The following is a 13,349-nucleotide window of genomic DNA, read 5'->3' on the forward strand; positions in this document are numbered from 1 at the left end:
CGCGGTCGAGTGCCCAGGAGTTGTCGTACTCGAGGGCCGAGTACGACGACTTCCGCGGAGTGGGCGGGTCTGGCGGGTGCGAAGGAGCCGACGCGCGAACGAGTCTCCAGAAGTTGTCGTACTCGAGGGCCGAGTACGACGACTTTTGAGGAGTGGGCAGGACGGCCCGGCGCAGAGGGAGCGACGTGCGGGCGAGTATCCAGAAGTTGTCGTACCGGAGGGCCGAGTACGACGACTTTTGAGGAGTGGGCAGGCCGCTCCGGCGCAGAGGGGCGGACGCGCGGGCGAGTATCCAGAAGTTGTCGTACTCGAGGGCCGAGTACGACGACTTCGGCGGAGTGGACGGGCCGGCGGGTCAGCGCAGGTGCGCGAGGACTCCGGGTCCTGCGGCGAGCGCCTCCGCGATGTCCGCGCGGTCGAGGTCGAGGACGCGCAGGGCGGCGAGCGCCACGGCCTCGCCCTGGCGCTCGAGGTCGACGCCGGGTCGCCGACGCTGCAGGATCACGTTCTCGACGAGGGCGAGCACGAGCCCCGCTCCGACCTCGACGTCGTCACCTCCGCACGCCGCGACGAGCGTCCGGTAGGCGGTCTCGAGCTCGGAGCGGCGCTCGCGGAACGCGGCGAAGCGCTCGTCGGCGAGCTCGGGCAGCAGGTACAGCGCGCCGACGTTGTGCTCGCCCGCCGAGAGCAGGCGCACGTCCGACACGCAGAGCGCCCACAGCCGGGCCGCGGGGGACTCGTCGCGCGCCAGGAGCTGCGCGGCCGCGTCGAGCGAGGGCTGCACGGTGCCGAGCAGGAGCTCGAGCAGCACCGCGTGCTTGCCCGCGAAGTGGTGGTAGAGCGACGCCTGGCGGATGCCGGCCGCCGCCGCGATCGCGTGAGTGCTCGTGCTGCCGAACCCCTCGGTGCAGAAGAGCGCCGCGCCGGCGGCGAGGATGTCGGCGCGCGTGCCGAGGCCGGTGAGCGAGGCTCCGGAGGCGCGGGGCCGTCCGGTGGGTGCGCTGGCCATGCGCTCGACGGTAGCAGCGGGGCGACGCCGGCCCCGCCGGTGCCGCTTCCGCGCTCCTCCAGAAGTCGCGGTGACCGCACGCGCTTCCCGCAACTCCTGGAGGACAGCACAGCCACCATCCCGCCCTCATCCAGAAGTCGCGGTGATCGCACGCACTTCCCGCAACTTCTGAGGAAGGACGACGGCCCGGGTCGCCACTGCCCGCCGGAGCTGCCGCCGATGGAGCCGCGCTCCTCCAGAAGTCGCGGTGACCGCGTGCACTTCCCGCAACTTCTGGAGGACGGCGGCGAGGGCGGCGGCCGCCGCGCCCGAAACACGATCGCAACACCGGGGTCACGCCCGCGACACCGGCCCGTGATCGACTTCCTGTCGACCGACAGAAAGCCCGGGCGACTCGGAGCACCACCGAGAGAAGGCGCAGAGCGATGACCGCATCGACCACCTCCACCACGGCGGGCGCCCGCGCGCACGCCCGCGCCCAGGAGGGCACGGCCGCCGAGACGGGCCCGCTCGTGCCCGCGAGCCTGCACGCCGATCCGCCGGCGGACGTCGCCGCGGAGGACCTCCGCTGGTCCGAGCGGATCGCCGGCGGCGGCTACGGCCACCGGGCGCTCGCCCGCGGCACGCACCTCCGTCTGACCGACGTCACCGGAGACGCCTGCGTCTCGCTCCTGCTCTACAGCGCGACCGGCACCCACGAGCGCCTCAACGTCGCCGACACCGTGAAGGTGCAGTGGCAGGTCTACGCCGGCGCCGGGCAGCTGCTCCTCAGCGATCAGGGCCGCGTGCTCGCGAGCACCGTCGCCGACGACTCCGGCCGCCACGACACGATCTACGGGACCACCGCGCTCGCCCGCAACGTCGAGCGCTACGGCGACGGCTCCCCGCAGGGCCCCTCCCCCGCAGGCCGCGAGCTGCTGCTGCTGGGCGCCGAGAAGCAGGGGCTCGGCCGCCGGGATCTCGCGCCGAGCGTCTCGTACTTCCAGGGCGTGCGGATCCGCGCGGACGGCTCCCCCGAGTTCCTCGGCAGCGCCGGGCCGGGCCGCTCGGTCGTCCTGCGCCTCGAGATGCCCGCGATCGTCCTCCTGGCGAACACCGCGCATCCGCTCGACCCCCGGCCGGAGTACTCGTGCGGACCGGTCGACGTCCTCGCCTGGCGCGGCGAGCCGGCGGGACCGGACGATCCGCTCCGCTCGGCCACTCCGGAGGGGCGCCGCGCGTTCCTCAACACCGACGACTTCCTGCAGGCGAGGGGCATCGCATGAGCACCGACCACGGCACCGAGATCCACCGCGAGACCGTCGCCGCCCGGGCGCCCTGGTCGCGCGTGCTGCGGGCGGGCGAGATCCTCGTGATCGTCGACGTCGACGGCAACCAGGCCGTCGACTTCCTCGCGTACGACGCCGAGGACCGCACCGCGTACTCGGCGGCGGCCACCCTGCAGGCGCAGGCGAGCGTCTACCTCACCACCGGCTCGGTGCTGCGGGACGCCGAGCACCGCCCGCTGCTGAGCGTGATCGCCACCGACGTCGAGCGCCACGACACCCTCGGCGGCGCCTGCTCGAAGGAGAGCAACACGCTCCGCTACGGCTTCCACACCTACTCCCAGCACGCCTGCGCCGAGAACTTCGTCGCCGAGCTCTCGCGCCACGGGATGGGCAAGCGCGACCAGGTGTCGAACGTGAACTGGTTCATGAACGTGCCCGTCGATCCGGACGGCGCCCTCGGCATCGTCGACGGCATCTCCTCCCCCGGCCTCAGCGTCACCCTGCGCGCCGAGCGCGACACCCTCGTGGTCGTCTCGAACTGCCCGCAGATCAACAACCCGTGCAACGGATTCGACCCCTCCCGCGCCGAGATGATCGTCTTCGACGGAGTGGCCGCGCGATGACCTTCGACACCCTGCTGGTCGCCAACCGCGGCGAGATCGCGGTCCGGATCCTGCGGACGGCGAAGCGGATGGGGCTGCGCACGGTCGCCGTCCACTCCGACGCCGACCTCGGCGCCGCCCACGTCGCGCTCGCCGACGAGGCCGTGCGGATCGGCCCGGCGGCCGCGAGCGAGAGCTACCTGCGGATCGACCGGATCCTCGAGGCCGCCCGCGCGACCGGCGCCGGCGCGATCCATCCCGGCTACGGGTTCCTCAGCGAGAACGCGGACTTCGCCCGCGCCTGCGAGGCCGCCGGGATCGTGTTCGTGGGCCCGACCCCCGAGCAGCTCGAGGTCTTCGGCGCCAAGCACACAGCGCGCGACGCCGCCGAGCGCGCCGGGGTGCCGATGCTGGCCGGAACCGGCCTGCTCGAGGACGCCGACCACGCCGCCGCCGAGGCCGCCCGCATCGGCTACCCCGTGATGCTCAAGGCGACCGCGGGAGGCGGCGGCATCGGCATGCGCGCCTGCCGCGACGAGGCCGAGCTGCGCACCGCGTGGCGCGAGGTCCGCCGCCTCGCCGAAGCCGGCTTCTCCTCGGCCGGCGTGTTCCTCGAGCGGCTCGTCGAGCGGGCGCGCCACGTCGAGGTGCAGGTCTTCGGCGACGGCCTCGGCCGCGTCGTCACCCTCGGCGACCGCGACTGCTCACTCCAGCGCCGCAATCAGAAGGTGATCGAGGAGAGTCCCGCCCCCGATCTGCCCGAGGCCGTGCGCATCGGCATCGCGGAGGCGTCGGCCCGACTCTGCGCCGACGCGGGCTACCGCAGCGCCGGCACCGTCGAGTACATCTACGATCCGGTGCGGCAGGAGGCGGCGTTCCTCGAGGTCAACACGCGCCTGCAGGTCGAGCACCCGGTGACGGAGTCGCGCTACGGCATCGACCTCGTCGAGTGGATGCTGCGGCTCGCGCAGGGAGAGACGTCGTTCCTGGACGCGGTGCCGGAGCCGTCCGGCGCCGCCGTCGAGGCCCGCCTCTACGCCGAGAACCCGGACCTCGGCAATGTTCCGAGCTCGGGCACGATCACCGCCGTCGAGTACCCGGACGGCGCGCGGATCGACGGCTGGATCCGCGCCGGCAGCGAGGTCTCGACCGCGTACGACCCGCTCCTGGCGAAGGTGATCGTGCACGGCGAGGACCGCGCGGCGGCCTGGGCCGCGCTGGGCGAGGCTCTCGCGGCCACCCGCGTGGACGGCATCGCCACGAACACCGGCCTCCTGCGCGCGATCGCGGCCGAGCCGTCGGTGCTCGCCGCCGAGCACTCGACCGCGACCCTCGACGGGATCCGCGACGCGACTCCGCGCCTCGAGGTGCTCAAGGGCGGGATGCTCACCACGGTGCAGGACCTGCCCGGCCGGCTCGGCTACTGGCCGGTCGGCATCCCGCCGTCGGGGCCGATGGACGCGCTGTCGTTCCGACTGGGGAACGAGGCGCTCGGCAATCCGGCGTCGGCCCCCGGCCTCGAGATCACGATGACCGGACCGACCCTCCGCTTCCACAGCGCGGCCCGCGTGGTGCTGACGGGCGCCCCCGCTCCGGCGACGCTGGACGGCGCGCCGATCACCGCGTGGGAGCCGATCGAGGTCCCCGCCGGCGGCGTGCTCGCGATCGGCACGGCCGAGCGCGGCATGCGGATGTACCTGCTGGTCGAGGGCGGCCTCGACGTCCCGCTGATCCTCGGCTCGGCGAGCACCTTCGACCTCGGCGCGATCGGCGGCCACGCCGGGCGCGCCCTGGCACCGGGCGACGTCCTCGGGATCCGGACGCCCGCGACCGCGCACCCCGTCGCTCCGGTGCCAACGGCAGCGCGGCCCGAGTTCCCCACCGCGTGGGAGATCGCGGCCCTGGAGGGTCCGCACGCCGCTCCGGACTTCTTCACGGAGGACGACATGGCCGTCTTCTACGCCACCGACTGGGACGTGCACTTCAACTCCGCCCGCACCGGTGTCCGCCTCGTCGGCCCGAAGCCGCGCTGGGCCCGCTCGGACGGCGGCGAGGCGGGGCTGCACCCCTCGAACATCCACGACACCCCCTACGCGGTCGGCGCCGTCGATTACACGGGCGACCTGCCGATCCTGCTGGGACCCGACGGGCCGAGCCTGGGCGGATTCACCTGCCCCGCGACCGTCGCGACCGGGCACCTCTGGCGCCTCGGTCAGCTCCGCCCGGGCGACACCGTGCGGTTCGTGCCGGTCACGTCCGCCCAGGCCGCGACGCTGCTCGACGCGCCGCTGGACGTGCCCGCCGCGGGTCGCGCCGCCGTCGAGGACGAGGGCGTCCTGCACCGCCTCCCCGCCCGGGACGGCGCGCCCGCGGTCGTGCTGCGGCGCAGCGGGGACGCGAACCTGCTCGTCGAGGTCGGCGAGATGAGCCTCGAGATCGCCTCCCGCATGCGGGTGCACGCGATCGCCGAGACGCTCGAGGCCGCGGGACTGCCCGGTGTGATCGAGCTGACCCCGGGCATCCGCTCGCTGCAGGTGCACTTCGACCCCCGCACCACGAGCACCGAGGCGATCGCCGAGGCGGTCCTCGCGGCGGAGGCGGTGCTGCCCGCCACCGCGGACCTCCGCGTCCCGAGCCGCACCGTGCACCTCCCGCTGGCGTGGGACGACCCCTCCACGCGCGAGGCGATCCGCCGCTACATGGCCGGCGTGCGCGACGACGCTCCGTGGTGCCCCTGGAACATCGAGTTCATCCGCCGCATCAACGGGCTCGAGAGCGTCGACGACGTGTACCGCACGGTGTTCGAGGCCGAGTACCTGGTGCTGGGGCTCGGCGACGTCTACCTCGGCGCGCCCGTCGCGACTCCGCTCGACCCCCGGCACCGCCTGGTCACGACCAAGTACAACCCGGCGCGCACCTGGACCCCGCAGAACGCCGTCGGCATCGGTGGCGCCTACCTCTGCATCTACGGGATGGAGGGACCGGGCGGCTACCAGTTCGTCGGCCGCACCGTGCCGATCTGGTCGACGCACCACCAGGCCGGGGCGTTCGAGGAGGGCGTGCCGTGGCTGCTGCGGTTCTTCGACCGCATCCGCTGGTACCCGGTCGAGCCGGAGGAGCTGCTCGAGCTGCGCGCCGGGATGGCCGCCGGGCGGCTGCCGCTGCGGATCGAGGAGGGCGAGTTCTCGCTCGCCGAGTACGAGGAGTTCCTCGCGGAGAACGCGTCGGGGATCGCGGAGTTCCGCGAGGGGCAGGCCGCCGCGTTCGGCGCCGAGCGCGACGCGTGGCGCGCCTCGGGCGAGTTCGACCGCGAGGACGCGGTGCCGGCTCCCGCCGACGGCCCGGCGGTCGTCGTGCCCGAGGGCTGCGAGGCCGTCGAGGCGCCGTTCGTCGCGACGGTGTTCCGGCTCGACGTGGCCGTGGGCGACCTCGTCGAGGCCGGTCAGACCCTCGTCGCCCTCGAGGCGATGAAGATGGAGGCGCCCGTCACCGCTCCGACGAACGGCCGCGTGGTCGAGGTCGTCGCCGAGGTGGGCGTCCAGGTGGCGGCGGGCGCTGTGCTCGTCGTCCTCGAACCGATCGCCGAGGAGGCAGCGGCATGACCGTCCAGGATCCCGCGGCGCACGTCGCCGAGCGCTACGCGCGGCTGCGCTCCCGACCGGAGGCGTTCATCGCGCTCCGCCCCGAGGCCGAGGTGGCGGCCGAGCTTGCCGCGGTCGATCCGGCGCTCCCGCTCGCGGGGCTGCTCTTCGCCGTGAAGGGCAACATCGACGTGGCGGGACTGCCGACGACGGCCGCCTGCCCGGCGTTCGCGTACGACCCGGCCGAGGACGCGACGACCGTGGCGCGGCTGCGCGCGGCCGGCGCGGTGGTGCTCGGCTCGACCAACCTCGACCAGTTCGCGACAGGGCTCGTCGGCAGCCGCTCGCCCTACGGGGCGGTGCGGCACGCGGTCGACGAGTCGCGCATCTCCGGAGGCTCGTCGTCGGGATCCGCGGTCGCCGTCGCCCTCGGTGCCGCGGACTTCGCGCTCGGGACCGACACGGCCGGCTCCGGGCGCGTTCCGGCCGCGTTCCACGGACTCGTGGGGCTGAAGCCGACGAAGGGCTGGGTCAGCGCGGCGGGCGTGGTGCCCGCGTGCCGCAGCCTCGACGTGGTGACGGTGATGGCCGCGGACGCCGCGGTGGCGCGGCGGGCGCTCGAGGTGATGGCGGGACCGGACGCGCGGGACCCGCTCAGCCGGACGGGAGCCGCTCCGCTCCTGGAGAGCGCGCCCCGGATCGGCGTGCCGCTGCCCGGGCAGCTCGGCGAGCTCGCTCCCGGCTGGGCCGAGGCCTTCGACGCGGAGGTCGCCCGCTGGACCGCGACGGGAGCCGAGGTGATCGAGCTCGACATCGAGGTGTTCCTCGAGACCGCGCGCATGCTCTACGACGGCGCGTTCGTGGCCGAGCGCTACGCGGCCGTCGGCGCCTTCGTCGACGCGCACCCCGACGAGGTCGACCCGACCGTGGGGCGCATCATCGGCGCGGCGCGGGAGCTGCCGGCCTGGAAGCTGTTCCAGGATCAGGAGCGCCTCGACCGCGCCCGGGTCGTGTCCGACGCGGTCTTCGAGCGGATCGACGCCCTGCTGCTGCCCACGACCGTCGAGCACCCGACGCTGGCGGCCGTGGCCGCGGATCCGATCGGCGTGAACTCGCGCCTGGGCCGCTTCACCAACTTCGCCAACCTGCTCGACCTGGCCGCCGTGGCCTACCCCGCCGGCGCCGTCGACGCTCTGCCGTTCGGCGTGCAGCTGATCGGCCCCGCCTTCACCGACCACCGACTCGCCGACCTCGTCTGGAACCGCTCATGACCGTCCTCCTCGCCGTCGCCGGCGCCCACCTGACCGGCCAGCCGCTGAACGCGCAACTCACGGATCGCGGAGCCGAGCTCGTCTCGACCACCGCGACGAGCGCCGACTACCGCCTGGTCGCGCTCGCGACGACTCCGCCGAAGCCCGGAGTGGTGCGCGTCGCCGACGGCGGTGCGGCACTGGAGGTGGAGGTGTGGCGGCTGGACGACGCGGCGTTCGGCTCGTTCGTCGCCGCGCTGCCGCAGCCGATGGCGATCGGGAAGGTGACGCTGGCCGACGGGTCGCTGGTGAGCGGGTTCCTCGTCGAGCCGATCGCCGTCGAGGGCGCCGAGGACATCACGCGCTTCGGCGGCTGGCGCGCGTACCTCGCGTCACGCTGAGGGTCCGGCCTCGCCGGTCGAGCAGCCGGCGCCGCCCCGAAGCGCACGCGCGGCGCGGGCGGATCTCGATACGGCCGCTGCGCGACCTACTCGATCAGCAGGAGGCGGGCGCGCGTTCATCCGTCACTGACGGTCGCCGCGAGCGAACGATCCGGCGCGAACGGTCGCCGCGCGGGACGGTGGGGAGCCGTTCGCGACGGATCAGCGCGACTGCACGAGAGGCGATCCCTCCTCCGCTGGTCGAGCAGCCCCGCACGGGCCTATCGAGACCCGCCACCACCGGAGGGGCGGACACGCGGAGCTCACGACGCGGCGCGGCGGTCCAGGTCCTTCACGACGCGACCCGACTGCAGCACCAGGCGCACCGCGTCCGGATGGGCGAGCGCCGAGACGTCCCGCAGCGGATCCACGGTGGTCACGACGAGGTCGGCGAGCTTCCCCGCCTCCACCGAGCCGAGGTGCGCGTCGAGTCCGAGCAGGCGCGCGCCGCCGAGGGTGCCGGCGGTGATCGCCTCGAGCGGCGAGAGGCCGACGGCGACCAGCTGCTGCAGCTCGGCGAGGTTGGTGCCGTGCGGATGCACGCCCGCGTCGGTGCCGAGGGCGACCGGCACGCCCGCCGCGACCGCGCGGCGCACCGAGTCGAGGCCCTGCTCGCGCAGGAGCGCGCGCTGGCGGAGGCGCTCGGCCGTGGTGGTCACGGGGTCGAACTCGCGCACCAGGATGCTGAGCGTGGGCACCAGCACGGTGCCGCGCTCGAGCATCAGCGCGATCGTCTCGTCGCTGAGGTCGTAGCCGTGCTCGATGCTCGCCGCTCCGCCGAGGACCGCGGCCCGGGCCGCCCCGTCGCTCAGGGCGTGCGCGGTGATCGGCCGCCCGCCGCGCTCGTCGAGGAGCCGCGCGATCAGGCGCACCTGCTCCTCGGTGATCCCTACGTCGCGGGCGTCGTCGTTCGGGGAGCCGAGTCCTCCGGAGGTCGCGACCTTGATCACGTCGGCGCCGGTGCGCACGAGCGTGCGGATCATGCGGATCACGTCCTCGTCGGTGTCGACGACGCCGATCGGCGGCATGCCGGGTCGTACGGCCCAGGCGGGCAGGCTGCCGTTGCGGTGCTGCGGATCGGCGTGGCCGCCGGTCGGCGACAGCATCGACAGGGCGAGGTGCAGGCGCGGGCCCTCGACCGCACCGCGCGCGACGGCCTCCCGATAGCCCGGCGAGAGGCCGTCGAGGTCGCGCGCGGTGGTCACTCCCGCCTCGAGGGTGCGGCGGAGCAGGCCCGCGATCTCGAGCACGTCCTCCTCGGGGAACCGCTCCCGCTGGACGACCGGGGGCACCGGCACCATCGCGAGGTGCACATGGGCGTCGACGAAGCCGGGCAGGAGGAACGCGCCGTCGAGATCGATCGCGGGCGCGTCGCTCGGGGCCCGGCGCGGACCGGCGTAGGCGATCACTCCGTCGCGGATCTCCACCTCGGAGTCGGGCAGCGCAGGCGCCCCCGTGCCGTCGAGGAGCGTCGCACCGAGGAGGCGGAGGACGCCGTCGGCGCGAGGGGTCAGCGGCAGGCGAGCGGTCATGGCGGTGGGTTCCTTCTGCGGAGTGCGGGACGTGCGCGGGCGGCGACGGACGGGGCGTGACGGAGGGGGCGGACGTCGATCCCGGGTCAGCCCGCCAGGCTGAATCCGGGCGAGCCCGGGTCGGCGTCGAGCAGCCGCCTGGTGTACCAGTGCTGCGGGTCGGAGTAGACGGCCTCGACCGTGCCGGCCTCGACCACCTCTCCGCGGTAGAGCACGACGACCTCGTCGCTCACCCGCTGGACGACGGCGAGGTTGTGCGAGATGAACATCATCGTGAGGCCGAGCGACTCCTTGATGCCGGCGAGCAGATCGAGGATCTGGCCCTGCACCGAGACGTCGAGCGCCGAGGTGATCTCGTCGGCGATCACGAACGCGGGATCGATGATCAGTCCGCGTGCCACGGCCACGCGTTGGCGCTGGCCGCCGGAGAACTCGTGCGGGTAGCGGTGGCGCATGTCGGCGGTGAGGCCGACGCGCTCGAGCCACGAGACGATGAGCTCCTCGTGGCGCGCGACCCGCGGGCGGACCGGGTCGATCGCCTCGGCCAGCGTCTGCGCGATGGTGCGACGCGGCGAGAGCGACGAGTAGGGGTCCTGCGGGATCATCTGCGTGCGCCGGCGCGAGGCGTGCAGAGCCGAGCGGCTCGCCCCGACGACGTCGAGGCCGTCGATGCTCGCGCTGCCGGACTCTGCCTTGACCGAGCCGACGAGGACCTTCGCGAGCGTCGACTTGCCCGAGCCGGACTCGCCGACGACGCCGACCGTGCGGCCGCGCTCGAGCACCAGGTCGATCCCGTGCAGCACGCGGGTCGCGCCGAACGAGACGTCCAGGCCGTGGATCTCGACCATCGCGCTCACGGGCGGACCTCCTCGGATTCAGCGGCGGGTGCCGTGCCCGGTACCGCGACGGCGGCGGCGGCGCTCGGCGCCACGACGGCGTGCACCACCGGGGTCGCCGCGAGCAGCTGGCGGGTGTACGGATGCGCCACGGTGTCCTCCGACAGGTGGGCGATGTCGTCGATGCGCTCGACGACCCGCCCGTCCTTCATCACGAGCACGCGGTCGCACAGCGCGCGGACGACGCCGAGGTCGTGCGAGATGAACAGCACCGCGGTGCCCGACTCGTCGTTGAGCCTCTTGAGCACGGTCAGGACCTCCCGCTGCACGGTCACGTCGAGCGCGGTGGTGGGTTCGTCGGCGATGAGCAGATCGGGGTGCGCGCTCATCGCCGAGGCGATCATGGCGCGCTGCTTCATCCCTCCGGAGAGCTGGTGCGGGTACTGCCGCAGCCGCCCCTCCGGGTCGGACAGCAGGACGGAGCGGAAGCCGCGCAGCAGCAGATCCAGGGCCGCGCGGCGGGTGTGCCGCAGGCGGATGCGGAGGACGTCGGTGAGCTGGGTGCCGAGCACCAGGGCCGGGTTCAGCGCGGTCCCGGGGTCCTGGTAGATCAGCCCGATCTTCGCGGCCAGCACCCGGTCGGGGACGGGGCCCAGCAGGTCGGTGCCGCCCAGCTCCAGGCGGCGCGCGGACGCCTCGAGGCCCTCGCCGAGGAGCTTGGCGACGACCGACGCCGTCAGCGACTTGCCCGAGCCGGACTCGCCGACGATGCCGAGGACCTCGCCCCGGCGGATCGTGAAGGAGAGGTCGGAGACCAGTTCGCGACCGGTGGCCCCGTGCCTCACGGTGATGCCGTCGGCCACGAGCACCGCGTCGTGCTCGACGGCGAGGGTGCTCTCTCCCTCGCCGCGCACCATGCGGGCGCGGGTGGTGTTCGAGCGCGGGTTGGCGGCCGCGGCGAGGCCGTCGCCGACGAGCAGCGCTGCGAAGGAGGCGAGGGTCAGCGCGATCGCCGGGCCGAGGATCACGACCGGGTTCACCGAGATGCGGCTGAGCCCGTCGTTGAGCAGCGTGCCCCAGTCGAAGGCCGGCGTCTGGGCCCCGAGTCCGATGAACGAGAGGCCGGAGATCTCGACCAGCGCCCCCGAGAAGGCCCCCGCGACGAGGATCAGCGTCGGCTCGGACATGTTCGGCAGCACGTGGCGCACGGCGATCAGGTGCGCGGGCACGCCCATCAGCCGCGCCGTCGTCACGTACTCGCTCGACGCGATCTTCGCGGCGAGGTTGGCGGTGAGCCGCGCGAATCCGGCGACGTTCGCGACCGCGATCGCGACCACCACCTGAACCACTCCCTGCCCGAGGATCGCGGCGACGATGATCGCGACGAGCATGGTCGGGTAGCTGACGGCGAGCTCGATGGCGCGCAGCCCGAGCTCGCGGACACGGCGCGGCGCGAGCCACACGCCGATCCCGAGGGCGATGCCCGCGAGGGCCGACAGCACGGTCGCGGCGAGCGCCATGAGCACGGTCGAGCGCGTCGCGACCAGCGTGCGGGCGAGCATGTCGCGGCCGAGGGTGTCGGTGCCGAGCGGATGATCGGCGGAGGACCCCTGGCTGGGCGAGCCGCCGAGGCCGGTGGCCTGGGCCTGCAGGGCGATCGGGGCGATGATCGCGGTGAGTGCGATCACGCCGAGGATCGAGAGGCCGACGACGAGGCCCGCGTTCCAGCGGAACGCGCGGGGCCGATCGGTCAGGGCGCGGACGGCGGGGAGGGACTCAGCCACGCTGCTCTCCGAGGGTGCGCGGGTCGATGAGACCCAGGACGATGTCGATCACGAGGGTGATGACGAGCGAGATCAGCCCGATGACGAAGACCGCCGCCCGGATCACCGGGTAGTCCTTGTCGATCGCGATCGCCTGCACGATCACGCCGCCCAGGCCCGGCCAGGCGAAGACCGCCTCGGTGATCAGGGCGGAGCCCAGCAGGGCCGTGAGGATGATGCCCGAGAGCGTCAGGGCCGTCGTGAGCAGGTTGGGCAGCATGTGCTTCGCGTAGAGCGTGAGCGCGGGCAGGCGCCAGCCGCGGGCGGTGCGCATGTAGTCCTGCTCGAGGATCACGGCCGTCTCGCGGCGCACGATCCTGGCGACGGAGCAGGTCCCTCCGATGGTCAGCGAGGCGATCGGGAGGATCGCGGCCGTGCCGAACCCGTAGGCCGGCGAGTAGGCGGGCGGCAGCACCTTCAGCAGCACCGCGAAGACCACGACGAAGCCCGTCGCGAGCACGTAGGTGGGGATCGAGGAGACGAGGCCGGTCACCGTGCTGAACAGCACGTCGAGCCAGCGGCGCCGGTCGCCGCGGGTGGCGACTCCGACCGCCGTGCCGAGCGCGAGACCCAGGATCAGCAGGAGCAGGACCGCGGCCAGCGTGATCGACAGCGTGTACGGCATGGCGGTCATGACCAGGTCCATCGCGGGGATGCGGTACCGGTACGAGTCGCCGAAGTCGCCCTGCACCACCTGCGCGAGGTAGGTCCACAGCTGCACGAGCACCGGCTGGTCGAGGCCGAGCTGCGTGCGCACGAGCTCCACCTGCTCGAGCGAGGCCGACTCCCCCGCGATCGCGATCGCCGGGTCGCCCGGGATCAGCTGCACGATCAGGAAGGTCACCAGCACGAGGAGTGCGAGGTTGACCAGCAGACCGAGCCCGCGGCGCAGGAGGAATCGGCGCCACGCTCCGGTCAGGCTCGCGGCGCGGACGACGTCGCCCGGGCCGGGCACGAGTGCCGCGGCGGTCGTGGTGCTCATCGCTGTGTCTCCTCGTCGTGCGGGGC

At 73.7% G+C, this 13,349-nt stretch carries 10 protein-coding genes; 5 read left to right on the forward strand and 5 right to left on the reverse strand.

Annotation, left to right across the window (positions count from 1 at the left end):
• Nucleotides 1–355: 355 nt before the first annotated feature.
• Complete coding sequence (locus tag IOC53_RS06775) at nt 356–1,009, reverse strand: TetR/AcrR family transcriptional regulator (RefSeq protein ID WP_207403653.1); 654 nt, start codon at nt 1,007–1,009, stop codon at nt 356–358.
• A gap of 425 nt (nt 1,010–1,434) precedes the next feature.
• On the opposite strand from IOC53_RS06775, the gene IOC53_RS06780 reads away from it, so the two are divergent.
• From IOC53_RS06780 to IOC53_RS06800, 5 genes are read left to right on the forward strand one after another with little or no spacing between them, the layout of a single operon-like run.
• The gene (locus tag IOC53_RS06780; protein WP_207403655.1) at nt 1,435–2,274 is read left to right on the forward strand and encodes an urea amidolyase associated protein UAAP1; all 840 of its coding nucleotides are present in this window, start codon (nt 1,435–1,437) and stop codon (nt 2,272–2,274) included.
• A complete protein-coding gene (locus IOC53_RS06785) occupies nt 2,271–2,900 on the forward strand; it encodes an urea amidolyase associated protein UAAP2 (RefSeq protein ID WP_207403657.1) in 630 nt (209 codons plus the stop codon). Before IOC53_RS06780 ends, IOC53_RS06785 begins: the two co-directional genes overlap by 4 nt.
• Nucleotides 2,897–6,481 (forward strand): urea carboxylase, encoded by a 3,585-nt coding sequence (gene uca, locus IOC53_RS06790; RefSeq protein WP_207403665.1) that lies wholly within the window; start codon nt 2,897–2,899, stop codon nt 6,479–6,481. The genes IOC53_RS06785 and uca overlap by 4 nt, the downstream gene beginning before the upstream one ends.
• Nucleotides 6,478–7,731, forward strand: coding sequence for an allophanate hydrolase (atzF, locus tag IOC53_RS06795; protein ID WP_207403673.1), 1,254 nt, complete (start codon nt 6,478–6,480; stop codon nt 7,729–7,731). Before uca ends, atzF begins: the two co-directional genes overlap by 4 nt.
• Nucleotides 7,728–8,111 carry a hypothetical protein gene (locus IOC53_RS06800; protein ID WP_207403675.1) on the forward strand — a complete coding sequence of 128 codons (384 nt, stop codon included), beginning with the start codon at nt 7,728–7,730 and terminating at the stop codon, nt 8,109–8,111. The genes atzF and IOC53_RS06800 overlap by 4 nt, the downstream gene beginning before the upstream one ends.
• Nucleotides 8,112–8,413: 302 nt before the next feature.
• On the opposite strand, the gene IOC53_RS06805 is transcribed toward IOC53_RS06800, so the two are convergent.
• From IOC53_RS06805 to IOC53_RS06820, 4 genes are all read right to left on the reverse strand, one after another.
• Complete coding sequence (locus IOC53_RS06805) at nt 8,414–9,682, reverse strand: amidohydrolase family protein (protein WP_207403677.1); 1,269 nt, start codon at nt 9,680–9,682, stop codon at nt 8,414–8,416.
• Between the two features lie 86 nt (nt 9,683–9,768).
• Nucleotides 9,769–10,530 carry an ABC transporter ATP-binding protein gene (locus IOC53_RS06810; protein WP_207403824.1) on the reverse strand — a complete coding sequence of 254 codons (762 nt, stop codon included), beginning with the start codon at nt 10,528–10,530 and terminating at the stop codon, nt 9,769–9,771.
• A 5-nt stretch (nt 10,531–10,535) separates the two neighbouring features.
• Nucleotides 10,536–12,302, reverse strand: a complete 1,767-nt coding sequence (locus IOC53_RS06815) for a dipeptide/oligopeptide/nickel ABC transporter permease/ATP-binding protein (RefSeq protein ID WP_307786089.1) — start codon at nt 12,300–12,302, stop codon at nt 10,536–10,538.
• Nucleotides 12,295–13,323, reverse strand: a complete 1,029-nt coding sequence (locus IOC53_RS06820; RefSeq protein WP_207403679.1) for an ABC transporter permease — start codon at nt 13,321–13,323, stop codon at nt 12,295–12,297. Before IOC53_RS06820 ends, IOC53_RS06815 begins: the two co-directional genes overlap by 8 nt.
• Nucleotides 13,324–13,349 lie beyond the last annotated feature (26 nt).

It is taken from the genome of Rathayibacter sp. SD072 (assembly GCF_017355185.1).
Lineage (GTDB): Bacteria > Actinomycetota > Actinomycetes > Actinomycetales > Microbacteriaceae > Rathayibacter.

Excerpts from the sequence above, each read along its gene's own strand:
- IOC53_RS06775 (WP_207403653.1), bottom strand. The coding sequence starts at position 1,009 with ATGGCCAGCGCACCCACCGGACGGCCCCGCGCCTCCGGAGCCTCGCTC.
- IOC53_RS06780 (WP_207403655.1), top strand. The coding sequence starts at position 1,435 with ATGACCGCATCGACCACCTCCACCACGGCGGGCGCCCGCGCGCACGCC.
- IOC53_RS06785 (WP_207403657.1), top strand. The coding sequence starts at position 2,271 with ATGAGCACCGACCACGGCACCGAGATCCACCGCGAGACCGTCGCCGCC.
- uca (WP_207403665.1), top strand. The coding sequence starts at position 2,897 with ATGACCTTCGACACCCTGCTGGTCGCCAACCGCGGCGAGATCGCGGTC.
- atzF (WP_207403673.1), top strand. The coding sequence starts at position 6,478 with ATGACCGTCCAGGATCCCGCGGCGCACGTCGCCGAGCGCTACGCGCGG.
- IOC53_RS06800 (WP_207403675.1), top strand. The coding sequence starts at position 7,728 with ATGACCGTCCTCCTCGCCGTCGCCGGCGCCCACCTGACCGGCCAGCCG.
- IOC53_RS06805 (WP_207403677.1), bottom strand. The coding sequence starts at position 9,682 with ATGACCGCTCGCCTGCCGCTGACCCCTCGCGCCGACGGCGTCCTCCGC.
- IOC53_RS06810 (WP_207403824.1), bottom strand. The coding sequence starts at position 10,530 with ATGGTCGAGATCCACGGCCTGGACGTCTCGTTCGGCGCGACCCGCGTG.
- IOC53_RS06820 (WP_207403679.1), bottom strand. The coding sequence starts at position 13,323 with ATGAGCACCACGACCGCCGCGGCACTCGTGCCCGGCCCGGGCGACGTC.